Here is a 21,194-nt window from a genome sequence, read left to right on the forward strand (position 1 = left end):
CATGCTTGAAGCCTTCAACTCCGGTGGATTGAACCTGCTCGGCCCAGTCGCGTGGCCCGTGATTTGGACCATCATCAAGATCGTTGCTATCGTGCTGCCGCTGTTCATCGCGGTCGCCTACCTCACGTTGTGGGAGCGCAAGCTCATCGGGTGGATTCAGGTTCGAATCGGTCCTAACCGCGTCGGACCCTACGGACTTTTGCAGCCGATAGCCGACGGACTGAAGTTCATATTCAAGGAAATCATCGTACCCACGCAGGCAAGCCAGTTTTTGTTCATTCTGGGACCCATCATGACGATCATGCCGGCGCTGGCTGCATGGTCCGTCATGCCTTTCGGGCCGGATGTGGCGCTGGCTAACGTAAACGCCGGGCTCTTGTTGCTCATGGCCGTGACCTCGCTGGAGGTCTACGGTGTCATCATCGCGGGGTGGGCGTCCAATTCAAAGTACGCGTTCCTGGGCGCCATGCGTGCGTCGGCGCAGATGGTCAGCTACGAGATCGCCATGGGCTTTTGCCTGGTTGTCGTATTGATGGTGTCTGGCAGCCTCAACCTCACGCAGATCGTGGTTGGGCAGGAGCAGGGCCGTTTCGCCCTCATGGGACTGAATTTTCTTTCGTGGAATTGGCTGCCGCTGTTGCCTATCTTTGTTGTTTACCTCATTTCTGGGATTGCGGAGACCAATCGCCACCCATTTGATGTGGTCGAGGGTGAGTCGGAAATCGTGGCCGGCCACATGGTCGAATATTCCGGCATGTCGTTCGCGCTGTTCTTCCTTGCGGAATACGCGAACATGATCCTTGTTTCGTTCCTCGCCACGATCATGTTTCTTGGCGGGTGGGACGCGCCACTGTCGTTCCTCGGTTTCGTCCCAGGATGGATCTGGCTCGGCATCAAGGCCTTTCTCGTAGTGTCCATCTTTCTGTGGGTGCGTGCGACGTTTCCGCGTTACCGCTACGACCAGATCATGCGTCTGGGCTGGAAAATCTTCATCCCCGTCACCTTGGTGTGGCTGGTGCTGATCGGCGCGTGGATGCAAACCCCTTGGTCGATTTGGCACTGAACGGAGTACGAACATGGCCGCCGTGCGCGACACCTTCAACAGCTTTTTCCTGGTCGAACTCTTCAAGGGGCTTGCCCTCACCGGCAAGCACGCCTTCCGACGCAAAATCACGGTGCAATATCCCGAAGAGAAGACGCCGATGTCACCCCGGTTTCGCGGCCTGCACGCGCTGCGCCGCTACCCGAATGGCGAAGAACGTTGCATTGCGTGCAAGTTGTGCGAGGCTGTGTGCCCAGCGCTGGCGATCACGATCGAAAGTGACCAGCGCGCTGACGGCACGCGCCGCACCACTCGATATGACATTGACCTGACCAAGTGCATTTTCTGTGGCTTCTGCGAGGAGAGTTGCCCCGTGGATTCCATCGTGGAGACCCACATCTTTGAATATCACGGCGAACAGCGCGGCGACCTGTACTTCACGAAGGAGATGCTGCTGGCTGTAGGTGACCGTTACGAACACGAAATCGCGCCCAACAAGGAGGCCGACGCCCAATATCGCTGAAGGCTCTCGGGGCCGTCCGGGATGCCGCGCCTTCTCACGCGCCAGGCTCCCGACCGCGCTCTTGCCTCGCATGCGGCCCTGTCTGCGGTGTCGAACTCCCTACTTGCTATGACCATCCAAACCGCGTTGTTTTACATCTTCGCCGCAGTTCTTCTTTTTGCCGCGTTCCGCGTCATTACGTCGCGCAACCCGGTTCACTCGGCGCTGTATCTGGTCTTGGCATTCTTCCAGGCGTCCACAATCTGGATCCTGCTGAGAGCGGAATTCCTTGCGATCGTGCTCGTCCTGGTTTACGTGGGCGCCGTCATGGTGCTGTTTTTGTTCGTGGTCATGATGCTCGACATCAACCTCGACCGATTGCGACAGGGCTTTTGGCGATTCTTCCCAGTTGCCGCCTTGGTCGGCGTTTTCATCGTGCTGGAAATGGCTGCAGTGCTGATGCAAGCGTTCCAGATCGGGGGGCAGACTGCGGCGGCGCAAATCGGCGGACAGCCCGCTTCAGCAGCGGCGCACGCCCTTGCACAGATGCCCAACACGAACGCGCTTGGGCTGGTTGTATACACGCATTACCTGTACCCGCTCGAGATTGCAGCGGTCATTCTCTTGGTGGCCATCATCGCCGCCATTTCCCTGACTCTGCGCCGTCGCAAGGATACGAAGAGCATTCAAGTCTCCGAGCAGCTCAAAGTGCGGCGACAAGACCGCGTGCGTTTGGTCCAGATGAAGCCAGAGGGCAAGGAGTAAGCCATGTTGGGATCACTTAGTCTCGCGCATTACCTGGTGCTCGGCGCCATCCTCTTTGCCATCTCGGTGGTTGGTATCTTTCTCAACCGGCGCAACCTCATTGTCCTCTTGATGGCCATCGAGTTGATGCTTTTGGCGGTGAACCTCAATTTCATCGCCTTTTCGCACTACCTGCAGGACATGGCCGGTCAGGTGTTCGTGTTCTTCATTCTCACCGTCGCAGCGGCCGAGTCGGCCATTGGCTTGGCCATTCTGGTGGTGTTATTTCGCAATCTGTCCACGATCAACGTGGATGAACTCGACCATCTCAAGGGCTAAGGCATGGCAGGCACGCTCAATCCCACGCTTTTGCTCGTCATCGCGCTGGCGCCGCTGGCGAGTGCGATCATCGCCGGTCTATTCGGCAAGGCAATCGGCCGCGCTGGTGCACACACGGTCACCACAGGTAGCGTGGCGATTTCTTTCGCCCTTTCGGCCTGGGTCCTGATACAGGTGGTGGGCGGTGCCCACTACAACGGGACGGTCTACACATGGATGCAGGTTGGCTCGCTCAAGATGGATGTTGGATTCTTGATCGACAGCCTCTCGGCGTTGATGATGGTAGTCGTGACCTTTGTCTCGCTGTGCGTGCATGTCTACACCATTGGCTACATGGCCGATGACCCCGGATATCAGCGCTTTTTCTCCTACATCAGCCTGTTCACCTTCAGCATGCTGATGCTGGTCATGAGCAACAACATGCTTCAACTGTTCTTCGGCTGGGAAGCCGTGGGGCTCGTGTCCTATCTTCTGATCGGCTTCTGGTACACGCGGCCATCTGCGGTGTTCGCCAACATGAAGGCCTTCATCGTTAACCGCGTGGGTGACTTTGGATTCATACTCGGCATCGGTCTGGCGCTGGCCTACACCGGTAGCCTGAACTACAACGACATCTTCGCCAAGGCGCCAGAGCTTGCCAAACTTCATTTCCCGGGCACGGACTGGATGCTCATGACCGTGATGTGCATCAGCCTGTTCGTGGGAGCAATGGGAAAAAGTGCGCAATTCCCGTTACACGTGTGGCTCCCCGACTCCATGGAGGGTCCCACCCCCATATCCGCGCTGATTCATGCCGCCACGATGGTGACTGCCGGCATCTTTATGGTGGCGCGCATGTCGCCGCTGTTTGAGTTGTCTGATACGGCGCTGTCCTTCATCTTGGTGATTGGCGCAATCACGGCGCTGTTCATGGGCTTCCTGGGGGTCATCCAGAACGACATCAAACGGGTGATCGCATACTCAACGCTTTCGCAGCTGGGTTACATGACTGTGGCCTTGGGCGCCTCAGCCTACTCGGTGGCCATCTTCCACCTCATGACCCACGCCTTCTTCAAGGCGCTGCTGTTTCTGGCTGCGGGCTCCGTCATCATCGGCATGCATCACGATCAGGATATCCGCCACATGGGCGGCCTGCGTAAGTACATGCCCATTACCTGGATCACGTTCCTCATTGGATCGCTGGCGCTGATCGGAACACCATTTTTCGCCGGCTTCTATTCGAAGGACAGCATCATCGATGCGGTTGCGGCCAGCCATCTGTCTGGATCCGGATTCGCCACGTTTTCCGTGACGGCCAGCGTGTTTGTCACGGCGCTTTACTCATTCAGGCTGTATTTCCTAGTCTTCCATGGTGAAGAGCGCTTCCGCCACGTGCCTGGACATGACGAGCACGGCGGGCAGGATCATGCCCACGGCCACGGCTCCCTGGAGCCGCGCGAGTCTCCATGGGTCATTACGCTTCCGCTCATCCTTTTGGCGATCCCTTCAGCAGTAATCGGCTACGTGACGATTCAGCCTCTGCTGTACGGCGGGTTTTTCAATGGAGCCATTGTGGTGAACGCGGCAGCGCATCCGGCCATGACCGATTTGCGCGAGCATTTCCACGGTCCCCTACAGATGGCACTGCATGCGGTGAGCACGTTGCCGCTTTGGTTGGCAATTGCAGGTGTGGCCGTTGCGTGGTACGCATACATGGTGAATCTGGCCTTTCCAGCCGCGGTGCAGCGCATGTTTAAGCCCGTCTACATTTTGCTTGATCACAAGTATTACATGGACTGGATCAATGAGCACGTCATTGCCGCAGGGACCCGGCTGGTCGGCAAGGGGCTGTGGAAGGGCGCTGACGCAGGCTTTATCGACGGTCTTGTGGTCAACGGTACGGCGCGCATGATCGATGTCGCCGCCGGTCTGATTCGGCAGTTGCAAACCGGCTTCCTTTACTACTACGCATTGGCCATGGTGGCGGGCGTGGTCGTATTCATGTGGCTATTCGTTCCGGGCAAGCTGCTGTCCGGCTGGTTCATCCGATAAATCCAACAGGGCCCGCGGCTTCGTTCAACCTTATGCAATCGCTACCCTTGCTGAGCCTGTCCATCTGGACGCCCATCGCCTTTGGCATCCTGATATTGCTGCTCGGGCGGGATTCCAACGCTCCGGCTATGCGCTCATTGGCGCTTGCCGGAAGCATTTTGAGTTTCCTGGTCACAATTCCGCTGGTCACGAACTTCAACCTGGCCGACGCAGGCATGCAGTTTGTCGAGCGTGCGCCGTGGATCGAGCCGTTTAACATTCACTACCACCTCGGGATCGACGGTATTTCGCTATGGTTTGTCCCGCTTACCGCCTTCATCACGGTCATTACGGTGATCGCAGGCTGGGAAATCATCACCGAGCGCGTAGCGCTCTACATGGCCTCATTCCTGATTCTTTCCGGGTTGATGGTTGGCGTGTTTTGTGCACTCGATGGCATTTTGTTCTACGTGTTCTTCGAGGCAACTCTGATCCCGATGTACCTGATCATAGGAATCTGGGGAGGACCACGCCGCGTGTATGCAGCGTTCAAGTTCTTTCTCTATACGCTCCTTGGATCGCTGCTGATGCTTGTGGCGCTCATCTATCTTTACTTCCAGTCCGGCGGTAGTTTCAACATTCTTGACTGGTACACGGTTCCGCTATCCAGCGTGGCGCAGGTCCTGCTTTTCGTGGCCTTCTTTTTCGCATTCGCGGTGAAGATCCCGATGTGGCCGGTGCATACGTGGTTGCCCGATGCGCACGTGGAAGCCCCCACGGGTGGCTCCATCGTCCTTGCCGCCGTCATGCTCAAGCTTGGCGCCTACGGTTTCGTGCGGTTTGTGTTGCCCATCGTGCCCGACGCAAGCCACGAACTGGCTCCGATCATCATCACGCTATCCATCATTGCGGTCATTTATATCGGCCTGGTGGCCATGGTGCAAACGGACATGAAGAAGCTGGTCGCCTATTCGTCCATCGCGCACATGGGTTTCGTCACGCTTGGCTTTTTCCTGTTCTCCAACCTTGGCGTGCAGGGCGGCTTGATGCAGATGATCTCGCACGGCTTTGTCTCGGGTGCGATGTTCATGAGCATTGGAGTGTTGTATGACCGCATGCACACTCGTGCAATTGCCGAGTATGGAGGCGTCACGACGGTCATGCCCCACTTTGCCGCATTTGCCGTGCTGTTCGCGATGGCCAACGCTGGATTGCCTGGCACAAGTGGTTTCGTCGGCGAATGGATGGTGATTCTTGCCGCTGTGAAGGGCAATTTCTGGCTCGGCATGTTGGCTGCCACGACCTTGATCCTCGGCGCCAGTTACACGCTGTGGATGGTCAAGCGCGTGTTCTTTGGTCCCGTCCGCAACGACCACGTGGCTGCGCTGAAGGACATCGGATCGCGTGAGTTCGTCATCTTGGCTCTGCTCGCTGCTGCGGTCCTGTGGTTCGGCTTGTACCCCAAATTCTTCACCGACCCCATGCAAGCCAGCGTCACCCAACTCCTGCAGCATGTGGCTGCCTCCAAACTGCAGTAAACCGCCTACCTGATGATGAACTGGATTGCGATCTACCCCGAGATCTACCTGCTAGTCATGGCCTGCGTGGTCATGCTCGCCGACCTGTTTTTCAAGGACGCAGACCATCGCGTGGCATACGGGCTCACGCTCCTTACACTGCTCGTGCTGGCTGTCATGAGCGGCGCCTATTACGCATCGGGCCTTGAGGTATTCGCCATGCAGCGCATGGTCATCGTCGATCCGATGGCCATGTTGCTCAAGTTGTTTACAACTGTGGCCACTGGCATCAGCCTGATCTACGCGCGACGCTATGCGCTGGACCGCGGCATGTGGGGTGGCGAACTCTTTAGCCTTTCGCTGTTTGCGCTGCTGGGTCAGTTCGTCATGATCTCCGGCAATAACCTGTTGATGATCTATCTGGGCCTTGAGCTATTGTCGCTCGCGCTATATGCACTCGTGGCGCTGCGGCGCGATTCGGCCCTGGCGACCGAAGCAGCAATGAAGTACTTCGTGCTGGGGGCATTGGCCTCCGGTTTCTTGCTCTACGGTATGAGCATGATCTATGGCGCTACCGGGTCCCTGGATTTGGGCGTGGCGTTCAAGACGATTGCCATGGAGCCGATCAATCGTGCCGCGCTGGTCATGGGGCTCGTGTTCATCGTCGCCGGCGTTGCCTTCAAGTTCGGCGCAGTGCCCTTTCACATGTGGATTCCCGACGTGTACCAAGGTGCGCCCACGGCTATCGTTCTACTGGTGGGCGGGGCGCCCAAACTGGCGGCCTTTGCGATGGCCATACGCTTGCTGGTCGAAGGCATGTTCCCGCTGGCCGTAGACTGGCAGCAGATGCTGATGGTACTGGCGCTGCTTTCCATCGTCGTGGGGAACTTTGCGGCTATTGCGCAGACCAATCTCAAGCGCATGCTGGCATATTCGACGATTGCGCAGATCGGATTTATGCTGCTAGGCCTGATGTCTGGCATGATTAATGGCAACGGCATATCCGCATCAGTCGCCTATGGTGCGGCAATGTTTTATCTGGTCATTTATGTGCTCACGACACTGGGGACCTTCGGAGTCATCATGTTCATGGCCCATCAGGGTTTTGAAGCCGAAGATCTGAAGGATTTTGCCGGGCTTGGCAAGAGCCACCCGTGGCTCGCCGGCGTCATGGCGTTTTTGATGTTCTCGCTTGCCGGGTTGCCCCCCTTTGCGGGTTTTTACGCGAAATTTGAAGTTCTTTCCGTGCTCCTGGCCACTGGCCGTGTCTGGTTGGTGGTCGTAGCCGTGGTGCTCTCGGTGATTGGCGCTTTTTACTATCTGCGCATGGTCAAGACCATGTATTTCGACGCGCCAACGCGCGAGCACCGCGTTCAGGCTTCGCCCGTCGCTTGGGCTCTGATGTCGCTTAACGGGTTGGCTGTGTTGGGCCTGGGTATCCTGCCGGGCGGCCTGATGACCTTGTGCTATCAAGCCATCGCCAACACACTGCATTAAACGCAGACGTCACTGGAATTTCTTGCTTATGCAATCCTCTGCTGTTTGGCTCGTCCTGGTGCTTGCAATTATTGGTGCCAACCTTCCATTCCTTTCCAACCAGTTTTTCCTGGTATTCCCCCTGAAAAGGCCGAAAGGTTGGCTCCTGCGCGTGGCCGAGGTCGTGGTGCTGTATTTCGTCGTTGGGGGCTTATCGTTGAGCCTGGAGTCTCGTCTGGGACAGATCTACCCTCAGCATTGGGAGTTCTACGCCGTATCAGCCTCGATGTTCCTGGTCTTGGCTTTCCCAGGCTATGTGCTGCGCTATCTGATGCGGCGCGTGGAAAGCTAGCCTGGGGCGAGATCCTCAAATCGACGTGAGTCAAACTGAGCCGTCCCATCTTAAGGAAACCCAGGTCTCCACGGAGCGGGTGTTTGATGGGCAGTTTCTTCATGTCCGGCGCGACACCGTGCGTCTGCCCGACGGTGTGCTCGCGACGCGGGAATACATCAAGCATTCGGGCGCGGTGATGGTCATTCCGCTGCTGGACAATGGACGCGTCTTGATGGAGCGGCAGTGGCGTACCCCGATGGGCCGTGTGATGGTTGAGTTTCCTGCAGGCAAGCTTGATGCCGGCGAGTGTTGGCAGTTCTGTGCCCAGCGTGAACTGCGAGAAGAGACCGGGTACAGTGCGGCACAATGGGCTTATATTGGCGCCATTAACAATGCGATTTCCTACTCGGACGAGGCGATTCATTTGACATTCGCGCGTGGCCTCAAAGCGGGCAGGCAGCAGCTTGACGCGCACGAGTTTCTGGAAGTGTTCGAGGCTGAGCCGGCGGACTTGCTCAGCTGGGTTCGAGATGGAACGGTGACCGACGTTAAAACTGTCATCGGGGCGTTTTGGCTGGACAAACTGCTCAGCGGACAATGGGAGTTGGCTTGGCAGAGTCTGGACGCCGCGGCGACGACGTGAGGGCCTGGCCGGGTTGAAGGCGTGCGCACTAGCTGTGCGCCCGCCCCGTCGCAAGCCAACGTGCCCAGTCCTGAAACCCAGCTGCGCTTGCCTTGGTCACGGCTGCATCCCAGTCATAATCAATCGCAATCAGTGCTGCGCTCCAGCGCCCCGCACGACGTTCGCAAAGGGCATAGCGCGCGTGCGCTCCGCCAGTTTCGATGATATGGATGCCGCCGTGGTCATCGTCGAAAGCTGGAAGGCCGACGCTACCCGGATTGACGATCAGAGTGGTTCCCTGATTCACGACACGAGGCTGGTGGCTGTGGCCGCAGAGCAAAAGGGCCGGTGCCTCGAAGCCCGCCAGCCGCTCGGCGATTTCGCGCTGCGTTGCCATGCGTGCACCGAGTGCTCCTGCGTCAGGCGTGACCGTTTCCAGCAAATAGTCAACATCGCTGCCAGGCCTTCCATGCACCATGCGTACATCATCCGCGGGTGCCGAGGTTGCTGGAAGGCGGGCGAGCCAATCGCGTTGTGGCTGGGTAAGCGCGTCAAAGGCGTACCGGTCGGCGGCGTCGCCAGGTAAGTGAGCGCAGGCGAGCAATTGCCGCTCGTGGTTGCCAGTGATGGTCGGCCAATTGTGGTGCATCAGCAGTTCCGCTGTTTCGCTTGGCCACAAAGGGCCGCTCACCAAGTCGCCACAATTGACAACGATGTCCGCACCACGCCGCGCCACGTCGAGGAGCACAGCCTGGAGCGCAGGCAGGTTTCCGTGAATATCAGATACCACGGCAATGCGCAGAGTAGGACTCATGGGCGGCGAAAATGTGGGTAAGGGGTGCGCTGATTGTGGCATGGCACTGCCGTGGTTGCACAGGCGGTCACCGCAGCGAAGGTCCGCCAATAGGCTGGCAATGCGAAGGTCATCATGTGTCCGGCTTCCCAGTCGATGCCGTCCATGGGCCGTCCGCGAGCCAAGGCGTGGACACCAACCGCTTCTCGCAGGGGCGCCTGGGCTTCATGGCCCATGAAGGCAGCCGCCGTGCGGCAAAGTGAGCCGAACCAGGCGCAGAGGCGTGATTGGGATGCGCATTGCAGATGGCGAGGCCCCGTGGCTGCATGCGGAGCAAGGGCGGATGGTCTGGTCTGTTCGATGAGATCACGAATCGAGCACCGGCTGCGGATTGTGCATGGCCGCAGCACGATTTGCGCGCGCTTGAAATAATGTGGGCATGCGAACCCACCACACATTGAATTTCAACACCCTCGTCTTGCTCGTCTTGCCACCATTCTTCTGGGCGGGCAACGCCGTTGTCGGTCGATTGATGGTGGGACAAATCCCGCCGCTTGCACTTAGCTTTTACCGCTGGTTTTTTGCGTTTATTGTGGCTGTGCTCTTTACTGCCGTGCCGCTGTGGCGCAGCCGCACGATTTTGCGACGGCAATGGGTTGCGTTGGCAAGGATGGGTTTTCTTGGTGTGGCCTGCTACAACTCGTTGCAGTACGTCGCCCTGCATACCAGCACGCCGCTCAATGTGTCATTGATCACGTCCGCAGCTCCCGTGTTTATTTTGCTCATTGGCGCTCTGTTCTACCGAGAGCCGATTGGGGCCGAATCGTGGTGGGGGGCTGCACTGTCGATCGCAGGGGTCGGTGTAGTGGTTACGAAAGGGCATCTGGCACACTTGCTGCAACTGCATTTGGCAGCCGGCGACATCATCATGTTGGTCGCCGTATTCTTATGGGGCTTTTACACTTGGGAACTGCGCCGCCGTCCGCTGGGTTTATCGCCATTCGTCTCGCTGACCGCACAGATGGCCTGGGGCACGCTATTCATTGCGCCGTTTGCGGCGTTCGAGCATTGGGGGTTGGGGGAAAGCACGCAGTGGGGGCTGTCGGTGGCGCTGGCGATCGCCTACGTGGCCGTTCTGGCCTCGCTCCTAGCCTACGTGTGCTGGGGCACGGCGGTGGCGCGCACAGGAGCACAGATTCCAGCGTATTTCGGCAATCTGGCCCCAATTTTTGCGGCGTTTCTGTCCTACGTGTTCCTACATGAGGGTATCGCGCTCTATCATCTTTTCGGTGCCGCACTGATCTTTGCTGGCATTCACGTGGCGTTGCGAGCGCGACCGCGAATGTCGCCGGCACGCTGACCATCATGGCCAGGCCGAGCTGCGTGTGGATGCCACCAATCCCTTTCGTCCCAAGACGGTAGACATCTCTGCCCGTTTCCTGCGGGCGGCAGCGCGCGCAAGGCCGCAAAAATATCAGGGGCTCTCTGCGCCGAGTCTCGCGCCGTGCTGCGGGCGCTGACTTGGCTGATGCGGTCCCTCATCCTTCTTGCGACGCCAGCGACCCTGAGACGGATGCATTTCACCGGGGTTTGGATGGTGGGAAGGCGCAGTTGATGGGCTTTGGAATCCGCGCTTGCGCCCGCTTGCGCCCGCTTGCGCCCCTATGCTCGGCGATGACTCGCGTGTCAAGGGTCAATCACCGCTGCGCAGACGTCCGTAGGAGCCGCGGCGACATGGCCGACGACTGGAATCATCTTGATGCCCGCCGATGCTACGCGGCATGGGGCAGCCATCACACCGCAGCCTGACAGAGCGGCTGTGGCCATCAGCACGGCAATCGTCATTTTGACATTGGGGCTATACGTCATGGTTAGATCCATTTCAGGTGTTTGGTGCCTATGCGTCGCAGATCGCTCATGCCTGCGCCGCAGCCACTGCAGCGTTGCCGAGTTCGATGACTGCCAGAGCGTAGAGCGCAGAGTGGTTGTAACGAGTCACAACGTAGAAGTTATCGGTTCCCAGAATGTAGTCAGGTTCGCCATCTGCATTGGGTAATTGCACCACGGAGAGCTTGCCCCCATAATCCAGAGCGCGGGGTGGGAGGGGCAGGCCTGCGGCCTGCAATTGTGGCGCGCTGAAGCTCGGAATGATGTCAGGCTCGAGAAGCCGTGCCAGTGTGTCGGGTGCAATGGAGTGCGGCATCACAAGCGGAAAATGCGTGGGTTTGTCCCGTTGCCAGCCGTGTTCCGCCAGAAAGTTGCCCACGCTGCCAATTGCGTCGGCGGGGTTTTCGATGATGTCAATCTTGCTGCCGCCATCAAAATTCAGCGCGTAGCGAAGGATATTTCCCGGCATGAACTGCGGCATGCCAATGGCGCCCGCATACGAGCCCTTCACCTCGGCGGCGTCAAAGTCATTCTGGTGGCACCAAAGCAGATAGTCGCCGAGCTGAGCACTGAAATAGCCGCTGCGGTCTCTGGGCGCAGTGGTCGGAAAGTCCAGTGACAGCGTCGTTAGAGCGTCCAGGACGCGAAAACTGCCCATGTTGCGACCGTAGATCGTTTCGACCCCGAGGATCCCGGTGACGATGGCGGGGGGCACGCCGAAGCGGCTGTCCGCCTTGCGTAGCCACACGCTGAATTCCTGAATGAAGTCCGACCCAGCACGAATGCGCATGGCGTCAACAAAGTGGCTGCGGTACACGGCCCAGTTCTTCTGCTGTGGTTTGCCGGGGATGATGAGACGCACCACTTCTGGCTGGAATCGTGCCCGGCCGAGTTGGCTGGCGATCCACTTTCGGTCCAACTCGGTTTGTTGCGCCAGCCGTGCGGCCAGTTGTGGCACGCGCGGCGAATCGGCATAGCTCGGCGTCGACGCAATGTCGGCTTCACTCGCGGGAGAATCAGAGCCCTGTGCAAACGCCATCCTCGGAAGCCAAGTGGCAGTCAGGAGGGCCAAGGCACAGCGCAGCGCGTGACGGCGCTGGAGGCAGCGTGAGGCAGGGGGTTGAGAGCGATCCATGACGACGGGAGCCGGACGTATGAGTGTAATCAGCCACCATCGCCGTTTGGCACCCCGCTCGGATGCCAAAGGCTGTCGCGCGCTTTATTAGGATGCGACTCCGAAGCGAATTTCTTCGCGAGATCAGGAGAATGCGCAAGCTGCAAAATAGATCGCACCGACTTGGCGATTCGAAAGATAGCCTCGCCGGGGCAGGGTTGGAAATTTTCGGTTGACTGTTTCTTCCACTTTTCTCAGCGCCGACTCTTTGCCTCGATCTGCTTCAGTGTTTTCCGGTACAGATCTGGGTGCGGCTTGCCGATCCGGATAGCCTCGGCGATGGTGCCCTGCGCGGCCGGAAAGTCCCCTGCGGCGAGCAGGGCTTGGGCGAGATTGTTCAGTGGGTCGCCATCATCCGGATGGGCGCGGGAGGCTTGGGCGAAATACACGGCGGCCTTGGCATAGTCTTTTTGGGCATAGGCCAGATTGCCCAACCCCATCATTGCAATCCACGCTTTGGGCCAGCGCTCAAGTGCGGCGTGATAGGCCTCGCGTGCTGCCTCGGGTGCCACGCCCTCCAGCGTTGACGCGGCGTTGAGATAATCGAATTCAGTCACATTGGCCGGGAACTGTCCGGGCCGAAGAACAACGAAGGCCCAGCGCCCCCCTGGTGCCCACGACCGATCGAACTGCCCGATTGACAGCACCAAGTTGCGCGCGGTGCTCGAATGCAAAGTCACGGTGTCGGCAGCAAGGTCGTACCCTGTTACGACCGCGAAATGCCAATCCTGCGCACCGATACCCACCTTCTGCAACGCGACGACCGGGATCCCGGCAGCGACTTGTGCGAATAGTGCTGCGAGCTTGCCAGGCAGGACGTAAGCCAATCGACCCGCGCGGCGTGTCGCGCCGAGCATGTCAAATTGCAGTGTGCCATCCAGCTTCGGTGTGTAAAGCTGAGGGAGCAACTGCTCAGGCGAGGTCTTCACGCCTGAGTACCCGAGTGCCGCTGCCAAAGTCGCGGGACCGCAGTAGTTACGGTCGTCGGCATAGAAAGGAACCCCTTCGACACGCGCGCTGCGCGGCAGACCAGGGGAAGCCTCAACCAGACTGCCGTTCAAGTACTGCGCCTTGTAGGGCTCTGCGCCGGGCGGCAGCGCGCACCCGCCGATCATGCAGCATCCGAGCACGGCGACCGCAAGCGCCCCCCGTGGAATCAGGCTGGCGTGTGGACGTGCGAATTGCAAGGCGTTTGGTTCGCAGGCTGCATTCACACCGCCAGCACCACCAAGATGGCAACCAGCAGAATGATCACCATTTCCTGAAAACCGAGAGCACCCGCAGCAGGCATGGTCTTGATCTTTCCGGCAAGCTCCGCGACCTCGCGATCGCTCAGCGCTGCCAAGCGCTGCTGCGTGACCTCGCGGCTCAAGCCCATTTGCTCAAGCTTTTTCTGCACATCTGCCCGGGCCAGGAAGACGTTTAGTGTCTGGCGATCCTGCGCCAGGGTCGAATCGGGAGCCCCCGCCGCTTGCTGAGCAAGTTGTTGCGTACTGATGAGTTCGGCCTTTGCGGCGGGTGCGGCGGCGAGCAGACCCACGCTGAGCAGGGCAATGACAACGTGGCTGGACAGGCGTTTGGTGTTCATGGCGGGATCTCCGGGAAGAAAAGCATGAAACAAATCACATGACACACATCACGATGTGAAGTTTACGGCAGACCAAGGACACCTGTGTCGGCTTCGCCTGCGCTCGCCGCACCCGCAACCTGCCGGTTTAACGGATGCATCGTCCTGCGACCCCCTCCGGGCGCCGGCTTGGATCCACCCCGAAGCCATGAGCACCTTCGCGCAATTTATTGATCGCAGTTGACGTCCTTGGGCGGAGATGTGGGAGGCTCCGGCCGTGGCATGCCAAGCGCTCTTCACGGTCTTGCGAAGAGCGCTCCTTATGCCTGCGCCGAAGAACTGCGGCAGGTCACGGCAGTCGGAGTCGACGGATCGCCAGCCGCAGCTCAACAAGCCTGCGCGCATGGCGCTTGCCGTTGTCGTCCGGGGGCTTGGCGTAGCGCCAGAGCTCAAGCGCGTTGAGCAGGTTGCAGGCGTCGGTAATGGCGGCGGGCGACAGGCCGCTTTGGCGAAGGCGCGCCCCCAGGCTTTCAGGCGTGTCGGCGGCGGTGCTCTTAATGCCCATTTGTGCAAGCCGTTTGCGCAGGGCAGCATAGGCGGCATCCCAAGGATGCACTTTGCGGCGTTCCCATACGAGAAACAGGCCCGTGAGGCTTACGGCCGCACTAAGCGCGGCGATTGCCAGTGCCGAGAGCTGGCGCCAATCAGGCTGGCCCATGCCGAGGTTGCGCAGCAGAGCACTTTGGCGGCTTTGGCTGTAGTCCAGCACCCATTGGTTCCATGCATTGTTGAATGCGTCTGACAAATTCCTCAGGCGCAGCAGCAGCGCCGTATCGCGCGGGCCGAGGGCAACGATGCCCAGCAGCGGTTCACGCGCGGCCAAGGTGAAGCCACTGCGGTCCACGCGCGAGGGATCGACCATCGCAGTGGGGTCGGCACGCAGCCAGCCTCGGCCGGCGATCCAGTATTCGGCCCAGGCATGGGCGTCGCTCTGCCGCACGACCCAAGTGTGGTCGATCGGGTTTTCGCGCCCGCCTTGGTAGCCCGTGACGATGCGCGCCGGAATGCCCGCTGCGCGCATGAGCACGACGAAGGCCTGGGCATAGTGCTCGCAAAAGCCTATCCGGCGATCGAACAGAAAGTGGTCGATCTGATTGGGCCCGCGATAAACACCGGGCTCAAGGCTGTAGCGGAATGGCTCGCTCCGAAACATCTGAAGAACGGCTTGTGCAACTTGGAGTTTGGTGCCGCCTTCACGTTGAATCGTGCGCGCGACGTGCTCACCAAAGGCCAGGGTGTGCGGATTGTCCCCGCGTGGCAGTTGGATGTCGGCCTTGAGGCCTGTCGTCCGGACGTCCTTCCCATAGGCGAAGCGGGGGTAAGAGGTCAGATCGTAACGGGTGAGCTGGGAGATTGGCCGGCTTGCCACCAGATCCAAGGTGGGAAGCTGCACCACATGGGCTTGAATCGGGCCTTTCAATACAGGTGCCCTCTTGGGCGCATCCAATGCGAACACGAAAGGCCGCTGGGACGGTTCCAGCGTGACTGTGTAATGCACGGCGGGTCCATCCGCGAGGAAGTCATGGGGACCGTCGGGCCGGGGCGCAGTTTGGGGCAGGGTGGCGTGTTGCGCGCTCCATTGCCGGCCATTGAACTCCGTGAGAACTGGACCGCGCCAGTACAACTCCCGCTGGGGCGGGCGCACGCCGTGAAACTGCACACGGAAGGCCACGCTGTCATTGCTCGCCAACTTGGCGATCGAGCCCGCGTCCATGCTGTCAGACAGGCCAGCCACGCTTTGAGCAGGGTCCGGTAGCGCCCACAGAGGGCCTGAGAAACGCGGAAAAAGGACAAAAAGCAGGACCATCGTGGGTGTCCCCAGAGCCAGCAGCTTTGCTGTGAGCAATAGACGCTGGGTCAACGGCGGCTGGCCCACGGGCAAGTTTGCATTGATGAGCGCAGTGACCCATCCCGATGTTGCCACCACCATCCAAGCCGCAGAAAGTGCGGATTGCGAGTACAGAAAATTCACCACCACGGCGAAAAAGCCGAGGTAGAAGAGCACATAAGTATCGCGGCGGTTGCGTGTCTCCAGAGCCTTGAGACCAAGTAGAAGGCTGATAAGTGTGACGCCGGGATCGCGCCCGAAAATCGTGTGGAACTGCAACATCGCACCGCCCAGGGCGAGCATCAAAACCAGCGCCAGCAACCATCGTGGCGGCAAAGGACGGTTGCGCCACGCCAAGAATGCGCGCCAGGCAAGAAGCCCGGCCGAGCCAGCAATCGCCCACGCCGGCATGTGGGCGCCCAGCGGCATCAAAGTGATCGTTGCCACCACAATCAGAAACAGCGTATCGCGCGCGCCACGGGGCAGGCTGCGAAGATCGGCGATCCAATGGTCACGACGGCCACGCGAGGGCGTTGCTAGCATGCTTTGACAACTGCAAAGCCGGCCAGCGCACACAGGCACCGCCGCGTGTGGGCGGCACCATTGGCGGGCGGGATGATGCAGCCCGGTAGGCGAAGACCATAAGGGTGCGGCGCCAGCGAGGCGGTTAATACCCAGGCGCAAAGGCGTGACAAACGCGCTTCGACGGTCAGCGCGGCGGGCAGATCAGCCCACTCCAGCCAGTTTTCCAGCTGGGTTGCGGAAGGAATCGCCGCGCGCACAATCAGATCCTCGGTGGCCCCCCTTTTCCAAACCACATGGTTCAGTGGGTCTCCGCGCCGGTACGGGCGCAGTTCGTCAAGTTCGTCGCCCGCCATCGGCCGCGCTGGCGTTTGGGCGCTCGCAGGCGCGGGCTTTGGCGCCGGCACGGGTGGAGCGGGGCTCTCCGGCGCGGGATAGACGCAAAGCGATCCAGTGGGCCGCCACAAGCTCCAGGCACGCCACAGGCCGAGCGGATAGCGACTTTCGATCGTCAACATCGGCCAAGCTTGGATCCCCCGTCGGGCCGGTGTCCAGGGCAGCGTGAAGCGCGTCATTGCATCGCCCCCCAGGTCGATCGCGTGCCAGCCCTGCTGGTCGGCGGCGAGCTGCACGCCCCAACGCTGTCGTCCCGGGCTGGACAGTTGCAGGCGCAATGCACCGGGATGGCCCACATGGAGGTGGGCATTATCGGGCATGTGCGCGGCAAGTTCGAGTCCACGCAGATTGTTGTGCGTGATCTGCAGGGATGCCAGAGCGCTGCCAGCGAGCAGAAAGGTGAGCAGATAGCCGAGATTGAGTTGGTAGTTAATGGATGCCACCAGCAGCACCAGTAGGGTGAGCCCGAAGAACCATCCGGCGGGCGTCGGTAGGATGTAAACGTTGCGGTGTGCGAGAACGGTCTGGGCCCCTGGGGGGTGCCGGGTTTGCGCCCAGCGGGCAAAGCGTTCGCGCAACCATCCAGTGAGTCTTGGGAACACCGTGTGTATGCCGTGCATGACTCGAATGCGCGCTGCGTAATCAGATCGGAACCTGCTGCAGCAGCTCCGCGATCTGACCCTGCACTGCCTCGCGCGAGCCTGCAGAGTCGACGGTGGGCTGCAGACGGTGAGTGGCCACGGCGGGCAGAACAGCCCGCACGTCCTCGGGGCTGCAATAGTCACGTCCATGCAGCAAAGCATGCGCGCGGGATGCACGAAGCAGAGCAAGTCCGGCACGGGGACTCAAGCCGATGGCGAAACGACGTGGAGCGCGCGTGGCAGCAAGAAGGCGTTGCACGTAATCCACCAGAGCCTCTGCTACATGCACAGCCTGCACCTGCCGCTGCAAAGCCGAGAGGCTCTGCACATCGAGCAGTGCCGGAAGGCGGGCTAGCAGGGTGCGGCGGTCTTCGCCCAAAAGCAGGGAGCGCTCTGCGGCACTATCCGGGTAGCCAAGAGACAGGCACATGAGGAAGCGGTCGAGCTGCGATTCCGGTAATGCATAGGTCCCGCGTTGATCGTGCGGGTTTTGTGTCGCCAGCACGAAAAACGGGGATGGCAGCGCACGAGTGACGCCATCGATGCTAACTTGCCGCTCTTCCATTGCCTCAAGCAGTGCACTTTGCGTCTTGGGCGGAGCGCGATTGATTTCGTCCGCCAGCAACAGTTGGGTAAATATCGGTCCGGCGTGGAAGCTGAAAGCGCTGCTGTTGCGGTCATAGACTGTTACGCCAAGCAGGTCCCCTGGCAACAAATCGGACGTGAATTGCACACGCGAGAAATCCAGTCCAAACGTATGGGCCAGGGTGTGGGCCAGAGTTGTCTTGCCTACACCGGGTACGTCTTCGATGAGCAGATGGCCGCCTGCGAGAAGGCAGCACACGGCGAGTTGGGCCTGTGTGCTCTTGCCGACAAGCACGCAGTCGATCTGCGCGACCAAGGCACCAAGTTGAGGGTTCATTGAGGGATCGAGCGGTGCAAAGCGCGCTGTAGCACAATAAATCAAGATTGTGCCTATCTGTTCCGAGGGTATCGCGGGACAGGGCATTGGGAAAAGAGCCGAAGAACGAGGAGACGCCATGCGCACTGGGTATTACACCCACCCCGATTGCAGCCTGCACGAGATGGGGCCGCATCACCCAGAATGTCCGGCCCGGCTTGCCGCCATTGAAGACAGGCTGCTTGCAGCAGGGCTGGATTGGACACTCGCGCGTCCCGAGGTGCCCTTGGCTGACGAATCGGCACTTGAATTGGCGCATAGTGCGCTGCACATCGCCGAATTGCGTGAAAAAGGGCTCACATGCGACGGCTATGCCTGGATCGATCCCGACACCATCATGAATCCCCATACTTGGCAGGCAGCGAGGCGCGCGGCTGGAGCGGCCATCGCCGCCACCGACGCCGTGCTTGGAGGCACTCTGGACAACGCATTCTGCGCCGTGCGCCCGCCTGGTCACCACGCGATGCGGGACCAATCCATGGGGTTTTGCTTCCTCAATAATGTGGCGGTGGGCGCTCGCCATGCGCTGGACGTGCACGGCCTGCAGCGCGTGGCCATTGTTGATTTTGACGTCCACCACGGCAATGGCACGGAAGACATCTTCGCGGGGGATGAGCGGGTACTCATGGTCAGCTTTTTTCAGCATCCCTTTTACCCGTTTACCGGTACTGACCACCCAGCCTCAAATATGCTCAATGTGCCCGTGCCGGCATACTCGGGAGGAGCGCAGGTTCGTGAGATCGTCCAGCACACGTGGTTGCCACGCTTGCGCAGCTTCGCGCCGCAGATGCTTTTCGTCTCGGCGGGATTTGACGCACACCGCGAAGACGATATGGGACAGATGGGCTTAGTCGAGGCCGACTATGCATGGATCACCCGCGCGCTTCGGAGTCTTGCGGCCGAGGTGTGCCAAGGGCGTATCGTGTCGTGTCTCGAGGGAGGCTACAACCTCAGCGCCTTGGGGCGAAGCGTGACCGAGCACATTCGCGTGCTGGCCGGATTGGATGAATAGCATCGCGTGCCTGCAAGATTGCAGCAAGGCTGGCAGCGCAGCATGCGAGCACCAATGGATGTAGGAGACAGGCATGAATGATGCCGATTTGGTCCCGAATGCGGCAAACCACGCGCCGTTGAGCCCGCTGATTTTTCTTGGCCGCGCGGCTGCCGTTTACCCGCACCGCATTGCCATTGTTCATGGAGGCCTGCGCCAGACCTGGAAACAGACAGAGGAGCGTTGCCGCAGGCTAGCTTCGGCCTTGATTCGTCATGGATTGCGGCCCGGTGATGTCGTGGCGGCGATGTTGCCCAACGTGCCGGCCATGGTGGAGGCGCACTTTGGCGTGCCACTGGCGGGCCTCGTGTTGAATGCGCTAAACACACGGTTGGATGCTGAGGCGTTGGCGTACATGCTGGTGAACGGCGAAGCCAAAGTGGTGATGGTGGATCCGGAGTTCGCGGTGGTCATGCGTCGCGCCATTGCTCTTGCCGTGCAGCAGGGTTTGGCTCCTCCACTGGTTGTGGACGCTGTCGATGCACAGTTCAATATGCCGACCGAGCGCATCGGCAGCATTGAGTATGCAGGGCTTCTCGATCGGGGCGACCCGGCTGAAACGTTGCCCGGTGTGGGTGAGGAATGGGCTCCCATTGCGCTCAACTACACCTCAGGCACCACGGGCCAACCAAAGGGTGTCGTGTATTCGCATCGCGGGGCTTATGTGAACGCGGTATCCAATATCCTTGAGTGGGATATGCCCAAGCACCCGGTATATCTGTGGACCTTGCCGATGTTCCACTGCAATGGTTGGTGCTTCCCGTGGACGGTGGCGGCCCGCGCCGGAGTTAACGTGTGTCTGCGAAAGGTCGAGGCACAGGCGATCTTCGACAGCATCCGGGAGGAAAAGGTCACGCACTACTGCGGTGCGCCTATCGTTCACAATTTGCTCGTCAATGCGCCGCCGGCCATGAAAGCCGGCATCACAAACCAGGTGAGGGCCATGGTGGCAGGCGCGGCACCACCTGCGGCCCTGATTGAGGGCATGGAGGCCATGGGCTTTGACCTTACGCATGTCTATGGCCTGACCGAGGTCTACGGACCAGCGACCGTGTGCGCCAAACAGGCCGATTGGGACAGCTCGCCACTTTCCGAGCGTGCTCGCCTGAATGCGCGCCAAGGTGTGCGCTACCACCTGCAAGATGGAGCCACCGTTCGCGACCCTGAAACAATGGCCGAAGTTCCGCATGACGGAAGGACCATGGGCGAGGTGATGTTCAAAGGCAACATCATGATGAAGGGCTACCTGGGCAATCCACAGGCCACCATGCAAGCATTCCTCGGCGGGTGGTTCCACACGGGCGACCTGGCTGTTGTTGACCCTGATGGTTACATCAAAATCAAGGATCGCAGCAAAGACATCATCATTTCTGGCGGTGAGAACATTTCCAGCATCGAGGTGGAGGACGTGCTGTACCGTCATCCTGCAGTAATGGTGGCCGCCGTGGTGGCGATGCCTGATCCGAAGTGGGGTGAGTCGCCGTGCGCGTTCATTGAGCTCAAGGCCGGTGCGCACGCCAGCGTGGAGGACATCATCGCGTTTTGCAAAGCGCATCTGGCCGGTTTTAAGGTTCCCAAAAAGGTGGTCTTTGGCGAGGTTCCGAAGACGTCCACAGGCAAAATTCAGAAATACGCGCTACGCGAATTGGCGCATTCGCGCGATGCCATTGATCTCTGAGCACCATGTGCCAAGGGCAGCTCCAAGCCAAAGCCCGGCAGTCTAGACAA

Annotated in this window: 20 protein-coding genes; 12 read left to right on the forward strand and 8 right to left on the reverse strand. The window is 59.9% G+C overall.

The window, feature by feature from the left end:
- The first annotated feature begins 1 nt into the window (after position 1).
- The 9 genes from nuoH to CD04_RS0101295 all read left to right on the forward strand — a co-directional run bounded on the left by nuoH (position 2) and on the right by CD04_RS0101295 (position 8,607).
- Entirely contained in the window at positions 2-1,063 is a 1,062-nt protein-coding gene (gene nuoH, locus CD04_RS0101255; RefSeq protein ID WP_031404010.1) for an NADH-quinone oxidoreductase subunit NuoH, read from the forward strand.
- Positions 1,064-1,076: 13 nt separating this feature from the next.
- Positions 1,077-1,565: an NADH-quinone oxidoreductase subunit NuoI gene (nuoI, locus tag CD04_RS0101260; RefSeq protein ID WP_031404011.1), complete on the forward strand. Its 489-nt coding sequence runs from the start codon at positions 1,077-1,079 to the stop codon at positions 1,563-1,565.
- A gap of 108 nt (positions 1,566-1,673) precedes the next feature.
- Positions 1,674-2,309, forward strand: coding sequence for an NADH-quinone oxidoreductase subunit J (locus CD04_RS0101265; RefSeq protein ID WP_031404012.1), 636 nt, complete (start codon positions 1,674-1,676; stop codon positions 2,307-2,309).
- A gap of 3 nt (positions 2,310-2,312) precedes the next feature.
- A complete protein-coding gene (gene nuoK, locus CD04_RS0101270) occupies positions 2,313-2,627 on the forward strand; it encodes an NADH-quinone oxidoreductase subunit NuoK (RefSeq protein ID WP_031404013.1) in 315 nt (104 codons plus the stop codon).
- Positions 2,628-2,630: 3 nt separating this feature from the next.
- A complete protein-coding gene (nuoL, locus tag CD04_RS0101275) occupies positions 2,631-4,658 on the forward strand; it encodes an NADH-quinone oxidoreductase subunit L (protein WP_031404014.1) in 2,028 nt (675 codons plus the stop codon).
- Between the two features lie 32 nt (positions 4,659-4,690).
- Positions 4,691-6,175: an NADH-quinone oxidoreductase subunit M gene (locus tag CD04_RS0101280; protein ID WP_031404015.1), complete on the forward strand. Its 1,485-nt coding sequence runs from the start codon at positions 4,691-4,693 to the stop codon at positions 6,173-6,175.
- Between the two features lie 15 nt (positions 6,176-6,190).
- Positions 6,191-7,651, forward strand: a complete 1,461-nt coding sequence (gene nuoN / locus CD04_RS0101285; RefSeq protein ID WP_031404016.1) for an NADH-quinone oxidoreductase subunit NuoN — start codon at positions 6,191-6,193, stop codon at positions 7,649-7,651.
- Between the two features lie 28 nt (positions 7,652-7,679).
- Positions 7,680-7,982 (forward strand): DUF2818 family protein, encoded by a 303-nt coding sequence (locus tag CD04_RS0101290; protein WP_031404017.1) that lies wholly within the window; start codon positions 7,680-7,682, stop codon positions 7,980-7,982.
- Between the two features lie 19 nt (positions 7,983-8,001).
- Positions 8,002-8,607 carry an NUDIX hydrolase gene (locus CD04_RS0101295; protein ID WP_038167390.1) on the forward strand — a complete coding sequence of 202 codons (606 nt, stop codon included), beginning with the start codon at positions 8,002-8,004 and terminating at the stop codon, positions 8,605-8,607.
- 28 nt (positions 8,608-8,635) lie between these two features.
- Here CD04_RS0101295 and CD04_RS0101300 read toward each other — a convergent pair whose 3' ends face one another.
- Positions 8,636-9,388 (reverse strand): metallophosphoesterase family protein, encoded by a 753-nt coding sequence (locus CD04_RS0101300; protein WP_031404019.1) that lies wholly within the window; start codon positions 9,386-9,388, stop codon positions 8,636-8,638.
- Between the two features lie 430 nt (positions 9,389-9,818).
- On the opposite strand from CD04_RS0101300, the gene CD04_RS0101310 reads away from it, so the two are divergent.
- Positions 9,819-10,739: a DMT family transporter gene (locus CD04_RS0101310; protein WP_031404021.1), complete on the forward strand. Its 921-nt coding sequence runs from the start codon at positions 9,819-9,821 to the stop codon at positions 10,737-10,739.
- 326 nt (positions 10,740-11,065) lie between these two features.
- On the opposite strand, the gene CD04_RS0101315 is transcribed toward CD04_RS0101310, so the two are convergent.
- The 7 genes from CD04_RS0101315 to CD04_RS0101345 form a co-directional block, all read right to left on the reverse strand.
- Positions 11,066-11,248 (reverse strand): DUF6726 family protein, encoded by a 183-nt coding sequence (locus tag CD04_RS0101315; RefSeq protein WP_051849189.1) that lies wholly within the window; start codon positions 11,246-11,248, stop codon positions 11,066-11,068.
- A gap of 46 nt (positions 11,249-11,294) precedes the next feature.
- Positions 11,295-12,305 (reverse strand): lytic murein transglycosylase B, encoded by a 1,011-nt coding sequence (gene mltB, locus CD04_RS0101320; protein ID WP_051848841.1) that lies wholly within the window; start codon positions 12,303-12,305, stop codon positions 11,295-11,297.
- Between the two features lie 329 nt (positions 12,306-12,634).
- Entirely contained in the window at positions 12,635-13,627 is a 993-nt protein-coding gene (locus tag CD04_RS0101325) for a PA2778 family cysteine peptidase (protein ID WP_231480419.1), read from the reverse strand.
- A gap of 23 nt (positions 13,628-13,650) precedes the next feature.
- Entirely contained in the window at positions 13,651-14,028 is a 378-nt protein-coding gene (locus CD04_RS0101330; protein WP_031404025.1) for a PA2779 family protein, read from the reverse strand.
- 328 nt (positions 14,029-14,356) lie between these two features.
- The gene (locus tag CD04_RS0101335) at positions 14,357-16,438 is read right to left on the reverse strand and encodes a DUF3488 and transglutaminase-like domain-containing protein (RefSeq protein ID WP_038167392.1); all 2,082 of its coding nucleotides are present in this window, start codon (positions 16,436-16,438) and stop codon (positions 14,357-14,359) included.
- Positions 16,432-17,433 carry a DUF58 domain-containing protein gene (locus CD04_RS0101340; protein WP_051848842.1) on the reverse strand — a complete coding sequence of 334 codons (1,002 nt, stop codon included), beginning with the start codon at positions 17,431-17,433 and terminating at the stop codon, positions 16,432-16,434. The genes CD04_RS0101335 and CD04_RS0101340 overlap by 7 nt, the downstream gene beginning before the upstream one ends.
- A gap of 22 nt (positions 17,434-17,455) precedes the next feature.
- Positions 17,456-18,376 carry a MoxR family ATPase gene (locus CD04_RS0101345; protein ID WP_031404028.1) on the reverse strand — a complete coding sequence of 307 codons (921 nt, stop codon included), beginning with the start codon at positions 18,374-18,376 and terminating at the stop codon, positions 17,456-17,458.
- Positions 18,377-18,494: 118 nt separating this feature from the next.
- On the opposite strand from CD04_RS0101345, the gene CD04_RS0101350 reads away from it, so the two are divergent.
- The gene (locus tag CD04_RS0101350; RefSeq protein WP_031404029.1) at positions 18,495-19,427 is read left to right on the forward strand and encodes a histone deacetylase family protein; all 933 of its coding nucleotides are present in this window, start codon (positions 18,495-18,497) and stop codon (positions 19,425-19,427) included.
- Positions 19,428-19,500: 73 nt separating this feature from the next.
- Complete coding sequence (locus CD04_RS0101355; protein WP_031404030.1) at positions 19,501-21,144, forward strand: acyl-CoA synthetase; 1,644 nt, start codon at positions 19,501-19,503, stop codon at positions 21,142-21,144.
- Positions 21,145-21,194: the final 50 nt, after the last annotated feature.

The sequence above is a fragment of the Thiomonas sp. FB-Cd genome (assembly GCF_000733775.1).
Taxonomy (GTDB): domain Bacteria; phylum Pseudomonadota; class Gammaproteobacteria; order Burkholderiales; family Burkholderiaceae_C; genus Thiomonas_A.

Coding starts and splice junctions, on each gene's coding strand:
- nuoH (WP_031404010.1), top strand. CDS start 2: ATGCTTGAAGCCTTCAACTCCGGTGGATTGAACCTGCTCGGCCCAGTC.
- nuoI (WP_031404011.1), top strand. CDS start 1,077: ATGGCCGCCGTGCGCGACACCTTCAACAGCTTTTTCCTGGTCGAACTC.
- CD04_RS0101265 (WP_031404012.1), top strand. CDS start 1,674: ATGACCATCCAAACCGCGTTGTTTTACATCTTCGCCGCAGTTCTTCTT.
- nuoK (WP_031404013.1), top strand. CDS start 2,313: ATGTTGGGATCACTTAGTCTCGCGCATTACCTGGTGCTCGGCGCCATC.
- nuoL (WP_031404014.1), top strand. CDS start 2,631: ATGGCAGGCACGCTCAATCCCACGCTTTTGCTCGTCATCGCGCTGGCG.
- CD04_RS0101280 (WP_031404015.1), top strand. CDS start 4,691: ATGCAATCGCTACCCTTGCTGAGCCTGTCCATCTGGACGCCCATCGCC.
- nuoN (WP_031404016.1), top strand. CDS start 6,191: ATGAACTGGATTGCGATCTACCCCGAGATCTACCTGCTAGTCATGGCC.
- CD04_RS0101290 (WP_031404017.1), top strand. CDS start 7,680: ATGCAATCCTCTGCTGTTTGGCTCGTCCTGGTGCTTGCAATTATTGGT.
- CD04_RS0101310 (WP_031404021.1), top strand. CDS start 9,819: ATGCGAACCCACCACACATTGAATTTCAACACCCTCGTCTTGCTCGTC.
- CD04_RS0101315 (WP_051849189.1), bottom strand. CDS start 11,248: ATGACGTATAGCCCCAATGTCAAAATGACGATTGCCGTGCTGATGGCC.
- mltB (WP_051848841.1), bottom strand. CDS start 12,305: ATGGCGTTTGCACAGGGCTCTGATTCTCCCGCGAGTGAAGCCGACATT.
- CD04_RS0101330 (WP_031404025.1), bottom strand. CDS start 14,028: ATGAACACCAAACGCCTGTCCAGCCACGTTGTCATTGCCCTGCTCAGC.
- CD04_RS0101335 (WP_038167392.1), bottom strand. CDS start 16,438: ATGCTAGCAACGCCCTCGCGTGGCCGTCGTGACCATTGGATCGCCGAT.
- CD04_RS0101340 (WP_051848842.1), bottom strand. CDS start 17,433: ATGCACGGCATACACACGGTGTTCCCAAGACTCACTGGATGGTTGCGC.
- CD04_RS0101345 (WP_031404028.1), bottom strand. CDS start 18,376: ATGAACCCTCAACTTGGTGCCTTGGTCGCGCAGATCGACTGCGTGCTT.
- CD04_RS0101350 (WP_031404029.1), top strand. CDS start 18,495: ATGCGCACTGGGTATTACACCCACCCCGATTGCAGCCTGCACGAGATG.
- CD04_RS0101355 (WP_031404030.1), top strand. CDS start 19,501: ATGAATGATGCCGATTTGGTCCCGAATGCGGCAAACCACGCGCCGTTG.